Annotated in this window: 12 protein-coding genes and 1 tRNA gene; 4 read left to right on the forward strand and 9 right to left on the reverse strand. The window is 67.0% G+C overall.

The window, feature by feature from the left end:
• Positions 1–470 precede the first annotated feature (470 nt).
• The 4 genes from AC6CHY_RS10030 to AC6CHY_RS10045 all read right to left on the reverse strand — a co-directional run bounded on the left by AC6CHY_RS10030 (position 471) and on the right by AC6CHY_RS10045 (position 6387).
• Positions 471–2378: a glycoside hydrolase family 13 protein gene (locus AC6CHY_RS10030; RefSeq protein WP_498226614.1), complete on the reverse strand. Its 1908-nt coding sequence runs from the start codon at positions 2376–2378 to the stop codon at positions 471–473.
• 5 nt (positions 2379–2383) lie between these two features.
• On the reverse strand, positions 2384–3310 hold the full coding sequence (locus tag AC6CHY_RS10035) for a sugar ABC transporter permease (protein WP_217388320.1): 927 nt from the start codon (positions 3308–3310) through the stop codon (positions 2384–2386).
• Positions 3310–4923 (reverse strand): ABC transporter permease subunit, encoded by a 1614-nt coding sequence (locus tag AC6CHY_RS10040; protein ID WP_254455947.1) that lies wholly within the window; start codon positions 4921–4923, stop codon positions 3310–3312. The genes AC6CHY_RS10035 and AC6CHY_RS10040 overlap by 1 nt, the downstream gene beginning before the upstream one ends.
• A 144-nt stretch (positions 4924–5067) precedes the next feature.
• Positions 5068–6387 carry a sugar ABC transporter substrate-binding protein gene (locus tag AC6CHY_RS10045; RefSeq protein WP_217388318.1) on the reverse strand — a complete coding sequence of 440 codons (1320 nt, stop codon included), beginning with the start codon at positions 6385–6387 and terminating at the stop codon, positions 5068–5070.
• A gap of 277 nt (positions 6388–6664) precedes the next feature.
• Between AC6CHY_RS10045 and AC6CHY_RS10050 the strand changes: the two genes are divergently transcribed.
• Genes AC6CHY_RS10050 through AC6CHY_RS10060 form a run of 3 tightly spaced genes read left to right on the forward strand, consistent with a single transcriptional unit; the run spans position 6665 to position 11308 of the window.
• Positions 6665–8416, forward strand: a complete 1752-nt coding sequence (locus AC6CHY_RS10050; RefSeq protein ID WP_217388317.1) for a glycoside hydrolase family 13 protein — start codon at positions 6665–6667, stop codon at positions 8414–8416.
• 53 nt (positions 8417–8469) lie between these two features.
• Complete coding sequence (locus AC6CHY_RS10055; RefSeq protein ID WP_217388316.1) at positions 8470–9501, forward strand: LacI family DNA-binding transcriptional regulator; 1032 nt, start codon at positions 8470–8472, stop codon at positions 9499–9501.
• Positions 9502–9553: 52 nt separating this feature from the next.
• Positions 9554–11308 (forward strand): glycoside hydrolase family 13 protein, encoded by a 1755-nt coding sequence (locus AC6CHY_RS10060; RefSeq protein WP_498226615.1) that lies wholly within the window; start codon positions 9554–9556, stop codon positions 11306–11308.
• Here AC6CHY_RS10060 and AC6CHY_RS10065 read toward each other — a convergent pair.
• On the reverse strand, positions 11305–12369 hold the full coding sequence (locus AC6CHY_RS10065; RefSeq protein ID WP_498226616.1) for a FecCD family ABC transporter permease: 1065 nt from the start codon (positions 12367–12369) through the stop codon (positions 11305–11307). The two genes, AC6CHY_RS10060 and AC6CHY_RS10065, sit on opposite strands and share 4 nt — an antisense overlap.
• Positions 12366–13310, reverse strand: a complete 945-nt coding sequence (locus AC6CHY_RS10070; protein WP_498226617.1) for an iron chelate uptake ABC transporter family permease subunit — start codon at positions 13308–13310, stop codon at positions 12366–12368. The genes AC6CHY_RS10065 and AC6CHY_RS10070 overlap by 4 nt, the downstream gene beginning before the upstream one ends.
• Before the next feature lie 271 nt (positions 13311–13581).
• Between AC6CHY_RS10070 and AC6CHY_RS10075 the strand changes: the two genes are divergently transcribed.
• Positions 13582–14616, forward strand: coding sequence for an ABC transporter substrate-binding protein (locus AC6CHY_RS10075; RefSeq protein ID WP_498226618.1), 1035 nt, complete (start codon positions 13582–13584; stop codon positions 14614–14616).
• Between the two features lie 308 nt (positions 14617–14924).
• Here AC6CHY_RS10075 and AC6CHY_RS10080 read toward each other — a convergent pair.
• The 3 genes from AC6CHY_RS10080 to AC6CHY_RS10090 all read right to left on the reverse strand — a co-directional run bounded on the left by AC6CHY_RS10080 (position 14925) and on the right by AC6CHY_RS10090 (position 17025).
• A tRNA-Pro gene (locus AC6CHY_RS10080) sits at positions 14925–15001 on the reverse strand.
• 70 nt (positions 15002–15071) lie between these two features.
• Positions 15072–16454 carry an FAD-binding oxidoreductase gene (locus tag AC6CHY_RS10085; RefSeq protein ID WP_217388312.1) on the reverse strand — a complete coding sequence of 461 codons (1383 nt, stop codon included), beginning with the start codon at positions 16452–16454 and terminating at the stop codon, positions 15072–15074.
• A 70-nt stretch (positions 16455–16524) separates the two neighbouring features.
• Positions 16525–17025, reverse strand: a complete 501-nt coding sequence (locus AC6CHY_RS10090; RefSeq protein WP_498226619.1) for an SRPBCC domain-containing protein — start codon at positions 17023–17025, stop codon at positions 16525–16527.
• Positions 17026–17085: the final 60 nt, after the last annotated feature.

The following is a 17085-nucleotide window of genomic DNA, read 5'->3' on the forward strand; positions in this document are numbered from 1 at the left end:
CGGCCAGCGCCGCACGCAACGCCGGAGCATAAATACCTTTGGCCAGTATTTGCATCGGTTCGCTCCCTCTGGCATCAAAAGCGGACCTTCGAATCCGCTATCGACATAGGCTGATCCCCAGACGTCGACCCGGCGTGCGCTTTGCCACCAGGCGTCAAGGATCCAACACGGGCAGCCGAGAACCGACCCGAGGGGAAAAGATTCCGGTGTTGAAGTGGCTTGGACTCAGCGGAGACCATCCGGCGGGCGAAGTGCCGATGTGGGCAGGTGTTTCCTTGCGCAGGAAACTCATGGTCCTGGTTCTCTGGCTTGCCGTGGCAGGGGCGGCCTTGTGCCGTTGCGGCTCAGGTTGCCGTCCGATGACGGGTTCGGGGGTTCCTTCCGATCTTGGTCGCCGTCTTGGTGTTCGCCGCGGGGAGCGCGATGACCGAGCGCGTCCAGGTCCGTGTCCGGGATTCGGCTCCCGCTCGCTAGCTCCACGCTCCACTGGCTGCGGCAAGGTGGAACGAGGCGCCGGGACCGCTGGCGCTGACCAGCAATTCCCCCGCCTCGTTTAGCACCATACCGGGTGCGAATCCCACCGCTGCGAGGGCGCTTCCCGGCTCGCCGACCAGTTCCACCGCGTTGCCCAGACGGGTTTCCGGGACGTCGCCGCGGGCCAGCACGCACAGCACCGACCCGGCTGCATGCTCCCTGACATAGACCAGCAGGTTCCCCTCGGCGATGATCCAGCGCAACGATCCGTCCACCAATGCGCGGTGGCCGGATCGCAGGGCCGCCAGCTCGGCATAGAGCGGGCGCAGGTCCTTGCCCCACTTTTCGGGTTTTTCCCAGGGCATGGGGGTGCGGGAGTCCTCGCCGTTGAAACCGTGCAGCCCGAACTCGTCCCCGGCAAACACCAGCGGGATCCCGGGGAACGTCAATTGCGCGCAGGCCGCGATTTCCTGTCCGCCGTCAATCATGTGGCTGGCGGCCCGTGCGGTGTCGTGGGTGTCCAGGGCGTTGGCGTTGGCCAGCCGCACCTCCCAGCTGAATCCCGCTGACATTTCCCGATGCGTCGCCACGAAGTCGGCCGCGTCGATGCGCGCCGGTCCCGGCTGCGGCAACCCGAAGAACCATTTGAACGCCTCGGGATCCGGATCCCTGGCCAGCCATTGCCACAGCGGCCGGGTGAAATTGCTGTAGCTCACCACTCCCTGCCAGCCGTCCCCCGGTACATCGTGCGCCGCGTCGGAGGTTGATTCGGCCAGCAGCATGGCCCCGGGCTTCACTTCCTCGATGCGTTCGCGCAGCATCCGGGCGATCTCGTGGTTCAGGTCGTCTGCCCCGCGGCGACCGGTCATGTTGCCCACGTCGATGCGCCAGCCATCGAGGTTGAACGGTTCCTTGAGCCAGCGCACCGCCACAGAGTCCTCGGCCAGGATGAACCGCTCGCGCAGTGCGGCGGAATTCCAATTCAGCTTGGGCAGCGAAGGCACACCCAGCCACGCCTCGTAGTCGCTGTTGTCCTCGTTGAAGTAGTAGTACTCTCCCGTTGGCGCCCCGGGGTTCTTATAGGCATCGACAAACCAGTGGTGCCCGGCCCCGGTGTGGTTGGTGGTCAGGTCGCCGACCACGCGCAGACCAAGCGAATGGGCCGCCTCGACAAGGGAGACCAGGGCCGCATCCCCGCCGAGCAGCGGGTCGACCACGTCAAATGAGGAGGCGTCGTAGCGGTGGTTGGAGGCAGCGGGGAAGATCGGGGTCAGGTAGAGCACCGTTGCGCCCAGGGAAACCAGGTGGTCGAGCTTGCCTTCGATCCCGGCAAGGTCGCCTCCATAGAATTGCCGGGACGTGTCCGCGCTGTTTCCCTGCACCGGGGTGTCCCAGTCGCAGCGGACCATCCAGCCCGCATTGGGCCTTTCGGCTCCGGAATTCGCGAACCTGTCGGGGAACACCTGGTACATGACCGATTCCCTGACCCAATCCGGTGTCCCGCGCCCCGCATGGATCCTGAAGTCGAAGGCGTCGGGCACATCGCGGCGGTGCAGGCCGGCGGCGTTCAACCACCGGTAGTGCTCTGCGCCCTCGGTGTCCAGGTATTTCAGGTACCAGCGATAGCGCTGCACCGGATTCACCATCGGCAGCGTGGCCTCGAAATGGCCGTGGGTGTCGTCGCCGGCGGTCTTGGCCGTCGGTTCCAGGTGGGGTTCCCCGTCGCGCAGGCTGCGCAGCCACACCGCAACCGGTGCCGCGGCACCGGCCGGGACACGGAGCCGAACCCGGAATTCCTGCCCCAGCCGCGGCACCGCCGGGCCGGCCACATAGGCGGGCGATCCGTCGTGGTGGGGCTGCAGGGACAACGTCGAGTCGATGGCGTGCATCCGGGTGCCGGGCATGGACGCTATCCCTTGACGCCGCCGGCGGTCAGGCCGGAGGTGATGTAGCGCTGCAGGAAGAGGAAGAGGGTCATCACCGGGACCGCTGCAATCACTGCGCCGGCGGCGAAGACGCCCCAGTTCTCGCTGCGCTGCTGGGCCACGTAGGAGTACAGGCCAACCGCCAGGGTCTGTGATTCGGGGTCGGTGAGCACCACCGAGGCGATCACGAACTCGGAGGAGATCCCGATGAAGGCCAGCAGGCCCACGACCGCAAGGATCGGGGTGACCAGGGGCATGATGATCCTGAAGAACACCTGCACATGGCTGGCCCCGTCGATGCGCGCGGACTCGTCAAGCGACATTGGCACGGTGTTGAAGAAGCCGTACATCAGGTAGGTGTTCACACCCAGCGCGCCGCCGAGGTAGACCATGATCAGCCCGAGCTGGGAGCCCAGCCCGAGGGCCGGAATGATGTCGCCAATGAAGTTCAGCAGCAGGAAGATCGCCACCACCGTGAGCAGCTGCGGGAACATCTGCAGCAGCAACAGCGTCAGCAGGCCGAACCGGCGGCCGGAGAAGCGCATGCGCGAAAACGCGTAGGCGGCCAGCGCCCCGAGGAACACCGTGGCCGCGGAGGTGACCAGGCCGATGACCAGGGTGTTGACGAACCAGCGGCCAAAGGGCCGTTCCTGGTTGGCGAAGAGCGCCTCGAAGTTGCCCCAGCCGAACTCGGTGAACATCGTGCTGGCCCCGGCCATCGTGCCGGTGGGGTTCAGCGCCGCGGAGAGGACATAAAGCAGCGGGAAGACGGAGAAGGCCGTGGCCGCGATGGCCACCAGGTGGCGCCAGCCCTTTGACCTGAACCATTGCCCCAACGTGGGCTTGTTTGCCTTGGCCGGTGCGGGCAGGTTTTCGAGCACCGGGGCGTGCGGTGCGGTCGCGGTGCTCATTAGTTCAGTTCCTCCAGGGCCTTGGTCTTCTTGAAGCTCAGCGCGGACACCACGGCGACGATGATGAAGATCAGGATGGCCAGCGCGCTGGCCAGTCCGTAGTCGCGGCCGGTGCCGGTGCCGAAGGCGATCTTGTACACCATGGTGATCAGGATGTCGGTGGAGCCGATGTCAAAGGTGGTGCCGTCAAAGCGCGGCCCGCCGCCGGTGAGCATGTAGATGACGTTGAAGTTGTTGAAGTTGAAGGCGAAGGAGGAGATCAGCAGCGGCGCGAGGGAGACCAGCAGCAGCGGCAGCTTGATGGCGGTGAAGATTTTCCACACGCTGGCCCCGTCCATGCGGGCGGCCTCGTCGACCTCCTCGGGCAGCGACTGCAGGGCGCCGGTGCAGACCAGGAACATGTAGGGGTAGCCCAGCCAGAGATTGACCATCAGCACCGAGATCTTGGCCAGCACCGGGTCGGTGAGCCAGGGGATGTCCGCCCCGCCGAGCAGGGCGTTGTTGATGAACCCGAATTCCGGGTTCAGGAGGCCCGACCAGACCAGTCCGGAGAGGAAGGCGGGGAACGCGTAGGGCAGGATCATCAGGATCCGGTAGATTTTCTGCCCCTTCAAATCCGCCCGGTTGAAGGTGATGGCCAGGAACAGGCCCAGCGCGAAGGTGGTGGCCACCGAGAGAATGGCGAAGGCGAAGGTCCACGCGATCACTTGCAGCAGCGGGCCCTGGAGGTTCGGGTCGGTGAACGCGCGCTGGAAGTTGTCCAGTCCCACGTTGACCTTCCAGCCGGTGTTCAGCGCAGAGCCGTCCTCGGCCACGAAGGAACCGCGGCCATTGTCGGCGTAGGTGGTCCCGGTGGCGGTGTCGGTGAAGGTGTCGGTGCTCGCGTCGTACTTGAGCTTGGGCGTGTACACGTAGGAGGTGGAGCCGTCGGCGGTCTTCAGCGCCCCTTCCTCGGGGTTCTCGCTGATCGGCACCGTGAGGGCGGTGATTTCCTGCTGGTGGGCCAGCAGGGTTGCGAAATCGAGGGTCGTGTAGCCCTCTACGCCGGTCGCGGCACCCGTGGGGCCGGTGGCGGAGGGGGTCACCGTTTCCAGGGGTTTGTCGGCCGAGCCGATTCTTGCCTCGCCCTCCGGCGTGGTGACCAACAGGAAGTAGCTGCCGCCCTTTTCCAGGACGGAGGTGGGGAATTGCGGGGAATCCGGGACGCGCTCGGAGGCCGAGAGTTGGATGGAGGCGATCGCGTCGGCCTTGGTCGAATTGTGCCCGTCACCGTAGTTGGTGAAGGCGATGTAGGTGGAGAAGATCATCACGAAGACCTGGAAGACCAGCAGGAAGATGATGCCCGGAGCCAAGTACTTGGCCGGCAGTCCCCCACGGCGCAGGTAGATCCAGTTGATCACCAGCGTGGTGAGCAGGGAAATCCCGAAGATCATCCATTCGGCGCTGAGGGCCAGCTGGAAGAGGACGAAGGCGGCCACGGCATCCGTGATGCCCAGCAGGATGATCTTGGCGAGGATGCCGCCGAGGGAATCGGGGCCCCGGCCGGCGGAACGCGGCCGCTTTCCGTTTCGCCGCGGCGGTGCCGCACTGGGCTTTTCTTCGATTTCAACCATGGGGTCCAACATCTTTCCTCGTGCGATCGACCGCCGACCGGCGATGGGAGTCGGGCCGCTGGCCCGGATCCGGCTGCGTGAAACCGGTGGTGCGCGTAGAGAACGCACCACCGGTTCCCCGCAGCCGGTGCTTGCTTCCGGTGGCTACTTGCCGCCGGAAATCTTCTTCTCGATGTTGGCCGTCATCTTCGACCAGGCAGCGGCCGGGTCGGCTTCCTTGCCCTTGATCAGGTTCAGCTCGGTGCCTCCCCAGTCGGCCCAGACGGCGTCCATGGCGGGAACCGCGGGCATCGGCACGCCGTTGGCGCCGATCTCGCCGAAGGCCTTGACCACCGGATCGCTGGCGGCCTTCTCGAAGGACGCGGTCAGCGCCGGCGGGCGGCCGCCGACCTTGAACAGTTCGTCCTGTGCGTCGGGCTGCGAGAGGTAGTTGACCACGAATTCGTTGGCGGCCAGGGCATTCTTTGACTTCGCGGAGATGAAGAAGCCGTTCACGCCAATGAATGGCTGGGCCGGCTTGTCCCCGGCGGTGGGCAGCGGATCGACGGCGAACTTGATGCCCTTGGCCTCGATGTCGGGGATGTTCCAGGGGCCGGTGAGGAAGTACGGGGATTCCCCGGCCAGGAACTTCTCCTTGGCGATGTCGCCGGTGATGTTGGAATTCAGGACCTTCGAGCCCTTGTCGCCGAGGTCGGCCAGGAGCTGGGCGAACTTCTTGCCGCCCTCGTTGTCCAGGGTCAGCTCGCTGGCGTCGTAGCTGCCGTCGGCGTTCTGGGCGAAAACCGGTGCCCCGAAGGAGGTCTGCAGCGGGTAGAGGTGGTACGGGTCGGCCTGCTTGGGATCGAGTCCGACCAGGAACGGGAACTTGGCATCGCCCGCGGCCACGGCCTTCTTGCCCTCGGCGAGGACGTCGTCAAGGGTGGTCTTGGCCTCGGGAGCCAGCTTGGTGTTGCGGACCAGGGCGACGTTCTCAATGGAGTAGGGAACGCCGTAGGTCTGCCCGTCGTAGGTCATGGCCTTGATGGAGCTTTCGGCGAAGGTCCCTGCCTTGTCGCCAAGCTGCACCGGGGCAACCACGCCGTTCTGCACCAGCTTTCCCAGCCAGTCGTGCGGGCCGACCATGATGTCCGGGCCCTTGCCGGTGGGTGCCTGGGTGATGAAGTCGTCGCGCACGGCGGCGAAGTCCTTGACAACCAGCTTGACGTCGATGCCCTTCTCGGCCTTGAACTTGGCGGCAATGTCCTTCAGCGCCGGCGAGCGCTCGGCGTCGACCCAGAGGGTCAGGCTGGTCCCGGTCGCCGGCACGCTGGCTGCGGCACTGGTGGCCGCCGCGCTGCTCGAGGGTGCGCTAGCCGGCGCACCGCCGCCGCAGGCGGTCAGTGCCAGCGCCGAGAGGGCGCCGACCGCACCCAGGGTAAAGGTGCGGCGCGTGAGACGTGCACCGGGTGAGTTGTTTCCCGTCATGGTGGTTCCTCTTTCGAGTGTTGCGCGCCCGGTGATCCCATCAGCGCTGGTGTCGTGAGATCTAGTGTAAACGCTTCCACTGCTGTCGTCCAGATCACAATGAAGAAGTTTCCAGCAAGAACTGGCCGTCGACAGCCAGGATGTGTAAAAAATGCCCTTTTTATGCGAAAACTCGGCAAAGAGGCAACCTTTGACGCGGCGCTCCCATACCGGAGATTCGAAAAGTAAACATGGAAACGCTTCCACTTTTGATGGTTTCGTCGTTATGCTTGACCGCATGCCCCAGACCGAAGAGCACCCAGCGACCCCACCAGCCCACTCGGAGACCCGGTTCGAGGACGCGACCCACGCGCCTTCGAGCGGGAGTGAATGGTGGCGCCGATCGGTCATTTACCAGATCTACCCACGCTCGTTCCGGGACACCACTGGCAGCGGCATCGGAGACCTCCCCGGCATCACCGCGGAGCTGCACCAAATTGCCTCCCTGGGCGTCGATGCCATCTGGCTCTCCCCGTTCTTCGCCTCCCCGCAAAAGGACGCCGGCTACGACGTGTCCGACTACCGCGCCGTGGACCCGCTCTTCGGAACACTCGCCGACTTTGACGAGCTGATCGCCGAGGCCAACCGGCTCGAGGTCAAGATCCTGGTGGACATCGTGCCCAACCACTGCTCCAGCGAACACGCCATGTTCCGCGAGGCGCTGGCCTCCCCCCGGGGATCGGCGGCCCGGGAGCACTTCATTTTCCGGGACGGGCGGGGGAAGGACGGCCAGTTGCCTCCCAACAACTGGCAGTCGCACTTCGGCGGTTCCGCCTGGACCCGCGTCCCGGACCCGGACGGTGCCCCCGGCCAGTACTACCTGCACCTCTTCGATTCCTCGCAGCCCGACTTCAACTGGGACAACCCGGCGGTCGGCGACGAGTTCGAATCGGTCCTGCGCTTCTGGCTGGACCGCGGCGCCGGCGGGTTCCGCGTGGACGTGGCCCACGCCCTCATCAAGGCCTCCGGCCTGCCGGACTGGCATGGCCGGGCCGACGGCGCCGATTCCCCCGGCTACCCGTTTGCCGACGCCCCGATGTTCGGCCAGCCCGCCGTGCACGATGTCTACCGGCGCTGGCGCGCCATCTGCGAGGAGTACCCAGGCGAGCGCGTGCTGTGCGCCGAGGCCAACGTGCACCCCATCGAGGCCATGGCCGATTGGGTGCGCCCGGACGAGATGCACCAGTCCTTTAATTTCCCCTTCCTGCACACCGGCTGGGACGCCGCCGCGCTGAAGGGCATCATCACCCGCTCGCTGAAGGCATTCGACGCCGTGGGCGCGCCCAGCACCTGGGTGCTCTCCAACCACGACGTGCCCCGCCACGCCACCAGGCTGGGCGCCGTCTCCCCGGCACTGCGACCCGGGGACGGGCTGGGGCCCGAGGACGTGCAGCCCGACCCGGTGCTCGGCCTTGCGCGTGCCCGGGCCGCGACGCTCTTCATGCTGGGGCTGCCGGGCGGCGCCTACCTCTACCAGGGCGAGGAGTTGGGGCTGGGCGACCATACCCTGCTCCCCCACGAATACCGCCAGGACCCCTCCTACGCGCGCACCAACGGCGAGCGCCTGGGACGCGACGGCTGCCGGGTCCCGCTGCCCTGGACCGACTCGGCCCCGTCGCTGGGCTTCGGCGACGCCGCCGGCTGGCTGCCGCAGCCCGGGGGCTGGGAAGCCCTCTCCCGGCAGGCGCAGGAGGCCGATCCCGAGTCCACGCTGCACTTCTACCGCCGGGCGCTTGGACTCCGCCGGAGCCACAACCTGGGACTGGGCAACCTAAACTGGGTGGAGGGTACCGACGGCGGAGGGCTGCTGGGCTTCGGGAACTCCGGGGTGCTGGTCCTGCTGAACCTGGGTTCCGAACCCGTGCGGCTGCCGGCCGGAGAGGTCTTGTTGGCCAGTTCCGCAGCGGCGGTCGCCGGATGGCCGGATGCCGCGTCGGGCCTGGCGCTGAATCCGGATGCCGCCGTGTGGCTGCGCCCGGACAACGCCTAGCCGGACCAGCCCGCAGACAACAGCACCGCCCGAGGACAAGGAAGCCGCACATCATGGCAAGCATCAAGGACGTCGCACTTCGTGCCGGGGTCTCCGTCGCCACGGTGTCCCGCGCCCTGTCCGGAAACGGCAAGGTCTCCGCGGCCTCCCGTGCGGCCGTCGCCACGGCCGCCAAGGAGCTCGGCTACGTCCTGTCCTACAACGCCTCCTCGCTGGCCTCCGGGCGCAGCCGCAACATCGGCATCGTCATGCCCACGGTCTCGCGCTGGTACTACGCCAACGTGCTGCAGGGCGCCACCCAGGAACTCAACGAGCGCGGCTACGACCTGACCCTGTACAACACCAGCGGCGAGCAGCGGCACCGCGATGCGGTCTTCCAGGACCTGCTCATGCGCCAGCGCCTCGACGCGGTCATCACCGTCACGCTCAAGCTCACCGAACCGGAGCTGCACCAGCTGCGCTCCGTGGGCAAGCCGCTGGTGGCCCTGGGCGGGCTGCTTCCCGAGGTCCAGACCGTCAGGGTCGACGACTTCAACATCGCCTCCCTGGCCACCGAGCACCTGGTGTCCCTGGGCCACACGGACATCGCCTTCCTGGGCGGGGCCGACGTGTTCAACGTGGACTTCAAGCTTCCCGGGGCGCGCCTGGACGGATTCGAGTACGCCCTGGACCAGGCCGACATCGCGGTGAACCCGCAATGGCTGCTGGAGGCCGACTTCACCACGGCCGGGGCCTACCAAAAGGTCCGCAGCCTGCTCTCCAACCCGCGCGGGCGGCCCACGGCACTGCTCTGCGCCTCGGACGAGATGGCCTTCGGCGCCCTCATGGCGGCCCGCGACCTGGGCCTGTCGCTGCCCCGCGACTTCTCGGTGATCGGCATCGACGGGCACGAACTCGGCGAGCTCGTCGGGCTGACCACCATTGCCCAGCACCCCGCCGCCCAGGGCGAGGCCGCGGTCGCCCGCATCATGGAGCTGCTCGGCGAGGTCCCCGCGGACGGCCCGGGCGGCACCCCGCCGGCCGACGAATTCTTCCCCACCGAATTCGTGCTGCGCACCTCCACGGCGCCTCCGGCCGCCGGGTAACGCACTGCCCCGGCCCCACCGATTGCACCGCCGACTAGATAGGCTTGACACCATGTCGCTACCCGTGGACGCCGCCAGCGCGTCGGATGCCCAGAACGAAGCCCTTCCGCCCTATGCGTTGCAGCCGGTGCTGCACGAGCCATCGGCCGGCGACCAATGGTGGCGCCGCGCGGTGATCTACCAGATCTACCCGCGCTCCTTCAAGGATTCGACCGGTTCCGGCATGGGCGACCTGGCCGGGATCACCGCCGAGCTGCCGAAGATCGCGACCCTGGGTGTGGACGCCATCTGGCTCTCCCCCTTCTTCCCCTCCCCGCAAAGGGACGCCGGCTACGACGTGTCCGACTACCGGGGCGTGGATGCGCTCTTCGGGACCATGGACGACGCCAGGACGCTCATCGACACCGCAAGGTCCTTCGGCATCCGCACCATCATCGACATCGTCCCCAACCACTGTTCCAGCGAGCACGCCTTGTTCAAGGCCGCGCTGGCCGCCGGCCCCGGCTCCCCGGAGCGCGCCATGTTCCATTTTGCCGACGGGCGCGGCGAGGGCGGGAACACCCCTCCGAACAACTGGTTCTCGCTCTTCGGCGGCTCCGGCTGGAAGCGGGTCACGGAGGCCGACGGCACACCCGGGCAGTACTACTTCCACCTCTTCGACGCGACCCAACCCGACTTCAACTGGCGCAACCCCGCCGTGCAGGAGGAATTCGAGAAGACGCTGCGCTTCTGGCTGGATGCCGGCGCCGGGGGCTTTCGGATCGACGTCGCCCACGCGATGTTCAAGAAGGACGGCATGCCCGACTGGGGCGGGGCACCCGACGGCACCCCGCGCGAGGGCTTCCCCTTCGCCGACGCACCGATGTTCGGCCAGCCGGAGCTGCACCAGGTGTTCGCCCGCTGGCGGGAAATCTGCGAGGAGTACCCCGGGGAACCGGTGCTCTGCTCGGAGGCCAATGTGCGCCCGCTGACCCGCCTTGCCGACTGGGTGGCCCCGGGCCAGATGCACCAGTCGTTCAACTTCGACTACCTGCGCACCCTCTGGGACCGCGACGCGCTGGCCACCGTCATCGGCGACTCGTTGGCCGCCTTCGACACCGTGGGGGCGCCCACCACCTGGGTGCTCTCCAACCACGACGTCTCCCGCCACGCCACCCGCTTCGGGCTCGACGGCGTGGCCCTGGACCTGGGCGACGGGATCGGCCCGCGGGACCCGCAGCCGGACACGGTGCTGGGCCTGGCCCGGGCCCGCGCGGCCACGGTGTTCATGTTGGGGCTGCCGGGGGGCGCCTACCTCTACCAGGGCGAGGAGCTGGGCCTGGGCGACCACACCACGCTGGAGGACCGCCACCGCCAGGACCCCACCTTCCTGCGCAGCAACGGGGAGCGCACCGGGCGCGACGGCTGCCGCGTGCCGATCCCCTGGGTGCACGACGCACCGGCCTGCGGCTTCTCCCCCACCGGGAACTCCTGGCTGCCGCAGCCGGAAGGCTGGTCCGGGTTCTCCCGCGACCTGCAGGAGGACGACCCGGCCTCCACGCTGAACCTGTACCGCAGGGCGCTGGCCCTGCGCGGCGAGCTGGGACTGGGGCTGGGATCGCTGGCCTTCTACGCGAACCCGGAGCTGCCCGAGGTTCTGGCCATCCGCAACGGGGAGACCGTGAACGTGCTGAACCTTTCGGCCGTCCCGGTGCCGCTTCCGGCGGGCGAGCCGCTGCTCTTCTCGGACGCCGACGGGGCCGAGCTGGCCGCCGGGGGCCTGCTGGGGGCCAACGCCGCGGCCTGGCTGCGCGCCCCCTCCGGCTAGGTCCGGTTGGCCGCACGCCCCTCGCGGGCCAGCAGCCAGATCAGGTAAATGCCGCCGATGCTCACGGTCACCACTCCCACCGGCAGCTGCACCGGGGCGAAGATGCGCTGGGCCACCAGGTCGCTGGCCACCAGCAGCAGCGCACCCATGCAGGCTGCGGGGGCCAGGCGCATGCCGGCGGCGCGGTTCAGCCGCTTCGCCAGCTGCGGCGCCACCAGGGCCACGAAGGCGATGGGCCCGGCGACAGCGGTGGTGGCGGCGGTCAGCAGCACCGCCAGCACGATCATCGCCAGGCGGGTGGGCTCCACGCGCACGCCCAGCGCGGTGGCGGTGTCGTCGCCCATTTCCAGCATGTTCAGCTTCGGTCCGCCGGCCAGCGTCAGCGCCAGGACCGGGACGATGGCGGCAAGCGCCGGGATGAGCACGGGCCAGCCGACCCCGTTGAGCGTGCCGGCACCCCAGACGGCCGCGGCCATGGCCACCTCGATCTCCGCGCGCAGCACCAGCCACTGGTTCAGGGCCGCGAGCATCGCGGAAATGCCGATGCCCACCAGGATCAGCCTGAAGCCGTGGGAGCCGCGCCGCCAGGCCAGGAAGTACACCGCAACGGCGGTCAGCAGCCCGCCGGCAAGCGCCCCAAGCGAGGTGGCCAGGAAGCTGCCTCCCACCAGGGTCAGCGCCAGCAGCGCCCCGGTGTAGGCGCCGGTGGAAAAGCCGATGATGTCGGGCGAGCCCAACGGGTTGCGGGTCAGCGACTGGAACACCGCCCCCGCCACGCCCAGCGCGGCGCCGAAGGCCAGCGCCGCCACGGCGCGCGGGGCACGCCACTGGAACACGATGGTGCTCTCCAGCCCTTCCCCGCCTCCGAGGATGACGTTGATGACCTTGCCCGGCCCCATGGGGTAGTCGCCGCTGCCGACCACCAGCAGCGCGAACAGCACGGCCAGGGATGCGAGCAGCAGGCACAGCGCGGCCTCGCGGCCCAGCCGCCTGGCCCTGCCGGGCACCTTGACGAACGTGTTGTCGGCCGTGGCCACCTGGGGCTTGGTCTCGGCGCTCATACCGCCACCGGCTTCCTGCGGCGGGCCAGCATGATCAGCACCGGGGCGCCGACGAAGGCGCAGACCACCCCGGCCTCCAATTCACCGGGAATGATGACCCGGCCCAGCACGTCGGCGACGAGCAGGATGATCGGGGCGAGCACCGCGGTGTAGGCAAGCATCCAGCGGGCGTCGGGGCCGGAGAAGCGGCGGGCCAGGTGCGGTGCCATGAGACCCAGGAAGCTGATCGCGCCCACCGCGGCGGTTGCCGCCCCGGCCAGCACGGTGACGGCAAGCAGGATCAGCACGCGGGCCCGTCCCACCTTGTAGCCCAGGGCCAGGGCCGTGTCGTCCCCCAGCGCCAGGGCATTGAGCGAGCGGCCGGTGAAGGCCGCCAGCACGAAGCCAGCCAGCACGGCGATGCCCAACGGTGCCAGGACCTCCGTGGAGCGCCCTTCCAGCGAGCCGATGGTCCACGCCCGCAGCTGGTCGAATGCCCCGGGGTGCACCAGGGCCAGCGCGGTTCCGATTCCCGAAAGCACCGCCCCGAGCGCCACCCCCGCCAGCACCAGCCGAACCGGATCGTTAGACCGGGCCCCGGCCATCCCGACCAGGTACACGGCGCCGGTGGCCAGCACCGCACCGCCAAAGGCAAACCACACGTAACCGCCGAACCCGCTCACCCCGAAGGTTCCCACCGCAATGACGATGGCCAGCGAGGCGCCGGCGTTCACGCCCAGGATGCCCGGTTCGGCCAGCGCATTGCGCGTCATGGATTGGACCAGCGCCCCGGCAATGCCCAGGGCGCTTCCGGCAAGGACGCCCAGGATCGCTCGAGGGAGCCGCGAGTCGCGGATGATGGCGTGGTCCGCCGAGTCGTTCGGGGCAAGCAGGGCATCGACGACCACGGAGAGCTCAATGTGCTTGGATCCCACGGCCAGGGAAAAAAGTGCCAATAGCACCAGCAATAATCCGAAACAGAGCAAAAGTGCCATCCGGCGCGCAAGTGCGCCGGGGACCTTCGCCGGCAACAGCGAACCCGCGGCCGGCGGCAAGCCCCCAGGGCGGGCTTTATCGCCGCTGGCTTGGCAGTTTTCCGGGTTCACCGAAGCAGGGGCGGGACTGGCCACGATTCATCTCCTTAGCTTCGAACCGTTCCACACTACCGCGCCGCCGCCTACTGGCAACAAAAGCGCTTAGGCACGGGCAACATCAATAGGATACATTTGCGTGGTGAAATTGATTTCTTCGAGCCGCAGGCCCCGCTTCGGCGCCGCCAAGACGGCAGCCGCACTATTCCTGATCGCATTGACCGCAGGCTGTGCAGCCGGCGGCGCCACGGACACGGCGCCGGGCAATTCCGATGTTGCGGTGGGCGGCGAACGCTTCTCCACCGCGGACGAGGCGACCGCAAAGTTCGGCGCCAACGTCGCCCCGGGCGTCTTTCCGCGCACCCTGAACCACGCAAACGGCGAGACCGAGATCGCCAAGAAGCCCGAGCGCGTTGTGGTGCTGGACACCGGCGAGCTCGACGCCGTGCTTTCCCTGGGCATCACGCCGGTCGGCATCCCGTCCACCGAGGGCGCCAACTCGATCCCCAGCTACCTGGCAGACGCTGTCAAGGACGCCAAGACCGTGGGCACCATCCAGGAACTGAACCTCGAGGCCGTTGCCGCGCTGAAGCCGGATTTGATCATCGGCTCGCAGCTGCGCGCCGACAAGCTCTACCCGCAGCTTTCGCAGATCGCCCCGACCGTCTTCTCCATCCGCCCGGGCTACCCGTGGAAGGAAAACTTCCGCCTTGCAGCTGCCGCGCTTGGTGAGGAGACCAAGGCCGTCGAGGTGCTCAACGGCTACCAGGACAAGGCGACCGCTCTGGGCGAGGACGTCGAGGGGGATCCCAAGATCTCCTTGCTGCGCTTCATGCCCGAAAAGATCCGACTCTATGGCAACGCCTCGCTGATCGGCGTGATCCTCAACGACGCAGGCCTCTCCCGCCCGGAGAACCAGAACATCGACGACCTGGCCAAGGAAATCTCCGCGGAGAACCTCGCCGAGGCCGATTCGGACTGGATCTTCTACACCTCCTATGGAACCCCCGAGGCCACCGGCGAGAAGGCCGCACTCGAGGGCCCCATCTGGAGCAAGCTCGAGGCCGTCAAAGCCGGCAAGGTGCAGCGCGTGAACGACGACGTCTGGTTCCTGGGCCTGGGCCCGACTGGTGCCTCGCTGGTTCTCGAGGACCTGCGCGGCTACCTGGTCAAGTAACCGGCCAGTTTGTTGATTCCTTGAGGTGGGGCCCGGCGGACGCCGGGCCCCACCTTTTTATGAGGCGTAGAGCCGGGACGATCGCCTGGTGGCTCATCCGGCCGAGTGTTCGCGACAGCCCTGCTTACCGGAACTGGCGCGGCATAGCGGGGATTCCTGTTCCCGGGGCCATTAGCTTCGAATGGATCCTGAAATTGGAAGCATTGTGGAATATGTGGACCTCGGCGGAAACTCAATAGCAACTTGAAAATGGGCTATTAAATGGGACGAGCCCCGCAAGAAACCGAAGCTTCTTGCGGGGCTCACATTGGTCGGGATAACAGGATTTGAACCTGCGACCTCGTCGTCCCGAACGACGCGCGCTACCAAGCTGCGCCATATCCCGGTGTTGTACCAACGAATAAAAAGTTTACCGACTTTTCACTCCAACACCTAATCGGGACAGGGGTTCTACGTCACACGATCGCCTTGCCGGGGTTCAGGATGCCCTGTGGGTCGAAGACCGCCTTGATCTTGCGCTGCAGTTCCAGGACCTCATCGGACTGTTCCCATGCCAGCCAGTCGCGCTTTGCGGTGCCAACGCCGTGCTCGCCGGTAATGGTTCCGCCTACGTCCAGGGCGGCCCGGATGGATTCCTCCAGGGCGGCGTCAAGCCTTGCCACGCCCTCGTCTCCGTCGTCCGGATCGACCCAGAACGTGGGGTGAAGGTTGCCGTCCCCGGCATGGGCGACGACGCGGACCATGACATTGTTTCGTCCCGCGATCCTGTCGAGCGTTCCCATGTAATCGACCATGGCGGATCGGGGCACCGCGACGTCCTCCCCCACCCGATACTTGTCGTCTTGCCCGTCCCCGCGGCTGGCCCGGCGCATCTCGATCAACCGCACGGCTTCCTCGTCGTTCGGCTGGCTCACCTGGGCGCCGAGTCCTTCAAGGGCCGAGCGGACGATGGCTGCCTCGATTTCCGCGCCGTGGCCGTCGGTGCGAACCAATAACATGGCTCCGCCCCGGGCGCTGAGGTCGGAGCCGTAGGCGGTATCCAGGACGCGCATGGTCCCGATATCCATCAGCTCCAGGATCGCCGGCTGCACACGCACCCCGGCGATGGCCACCACCCCGGCGGCGGCCTGGGCGACGTCAGTGAACACCGCGGCGATCGAGCAGGTCTTTTCACTGAGGTAGCGCAGCCGCACGGTGACGGAGACGACTACGCCCAGGGTCCCTTCCGAACCCACCAGCAACGAGGTCAGGTCGTAGCCGGCTACGCCCTTGAAAGTGTTCCGCCCGGTGCTGATCAAGGTGCCGTCAGCCAAGACAACGTCCAGGCCCAAGACCGAGTCGGTGGTGACGCCGTACTTGGCGCAGCGCAGTCCTCCGGCGTTGGTTGCGACGTTGCCCCCGATGGTTGATTGCTGGTAGCTGGCAGGGTCAGGTGCATACATGAGCCCGTGCTTCGCAACGGACCTGTTCAGGACCGCATTGATGACACCGGGCTGAACCACTGCCACTTCGTCTTCGGGGCGGATCTCCAGGATCCGGTCCATGCGCTCAAGGGAGAGCACAATGCAGCGTGCCGTCGCGTGGGCACCGCCTGAGACGCCCGTGCCGGCGCCGCGAGGCACGACCTTGACTCCGGCCGCCGAGGCCAGCCGCAGGGCCGTCTGAACGTCTTCCACCCGCTCGGCGAAAACAACAGCCAATGGAAGTTGGTGGTCAACGATCTTTCCAAAGTCGTGGCTATGGTCCATCAGTGCCTTTGGATCAGTGGATACCGCTCCCTCACCTATGTGCAGGGTCAGATCTTCAATCAGGGCCGAGTCGGCGGATTCGAGGCTCATGCCACCCTTTCAGAGCATTTTGAAATGGCTGTGCCGCAAACAGGCAGCGGCGGTCTTTGTCGATGTGGGTCTAGCGGTCGAGCTGGCTGTTGGCCCCCATGAAGCGGGCGTAGTAGTCAAGGATCTCTGGCCACTGCGTGTAGTGCTCGTATTGCTCCTGGCCGACGTAACCGGCGCTCCAACCGTCGTGTATCAGGACAAGGTCGGCGCCAGTCCCCCGCTCACGGAAATCGAGGCTCACGTGGGTGGGAGGGGCAGTTTCCATGCCCAGGGTGAAGTCCAGGACGATGGTGTGCGGTGCATCAAGATGCACAACCTTGCCCCAGAGATGCAGCTCGCCGTCTTCCGATTCCTCGAGCAGGCTGCCTTGGTCAAAGGTAACGTGGCTGCCCGGGCCGAAGTGAGAGAACTTGTTTACTGGCCACCACAAGTGGATGTATTCCGAAAAACCTTCAAAGGCTTGATCCGCAGACACCGGGACGTTGACCGTATGCCGGCGCTCCGGCAAGCGGTAATCATCTTGGGAGCCAGGTTCGTTGGCTGATGCCGCGTGTGAGAATAGTCCGTCCATCCCTCAACACTAACGGCTGTTGCCTCGAAGGGGGCTTACGAGACATTGGAAGGCGCTATA

The organism is Paeniglutamicibacter sp. GQ140 (assembly GCF_059759235.1).

Excerpts from the sequence above, each read along its gene's own strand:
- AC6CHY_RS10065 (WP_498226616.1), bottom strand. The coding sequence starts at position 12,369 with ATGAGCGCCGAGACCAAGCCCCAGGTGGCCACGGCCGACAACACGTTC.
- AC6CHY_RS10055 (WP_217388316.1), top strand. The coding sequence starts at position 8,470 with ATGGCAAGCATCAAGGACGTCGCACTTCGTGCCGGGGTCTCCGTCGCC.
- AC6CHY_RS10085 (WP_217388312.1), bottom strand. The coding sequence starts at position 16,454 with ATGAGCCTCGAATCCGCCGACTCGGCCCTGATTGAAGATCTGACCCTG.
- AC6CHY_RS10045 (WP_217388318.1), bottom strand. The coding sequence starts at position 6,387 with ATGACGGGAAACAACTCACCCGGTGCACGTCTCACGCGCCGCACCTTT.
- AC6CHY_RS10050 (WP_217388317.1), top strand. The coding sequence starts at position 6,665 with ATGCCCCAGACCGAAGAGCACCCAGCGACCCCACCAGCCCACTCGGAG.
- AC6CHY_RS10040 (WP_254455947.1), bottom strand. The coding sequence starts at position 4,923 with ATGGTTGAAATCGAAGAAAAGCCCAGTGCGGCACCGCCGCGGCGAAAC.
- AC6CHY_RS10030 (WP_498226614.1), bottom strand. The coding sequence starts at position 2,378 with ATGCCCGGCACCCGGATGCACGCCATCGACTCGACGTTGTCCCTGCAG.
- AC6CHY_RS10060 (WP_498226615.1), top strand. The coding sequence starts at position 9,554 with ATGTCGCTACCCGTGGACGCCGCCAGCGCGTCGGATGCCCAGAACGAA.
- AC6CHY_RS10035 (WP_217388320.1), bottom strand. The coding sequence starts at position 3,310 with ATGAGCACCGCGACCGCACCGCACGCCCCGGTGCTCGAAAACCTGCCC.
- AC6CHY_RS10090 (WP_498226619.1), bottom strand. The coding sequence starts at position 17,025 with ATGGACGGACTATTCTCACACGCGGCATCAGCCAACGAACCTGGCTCC.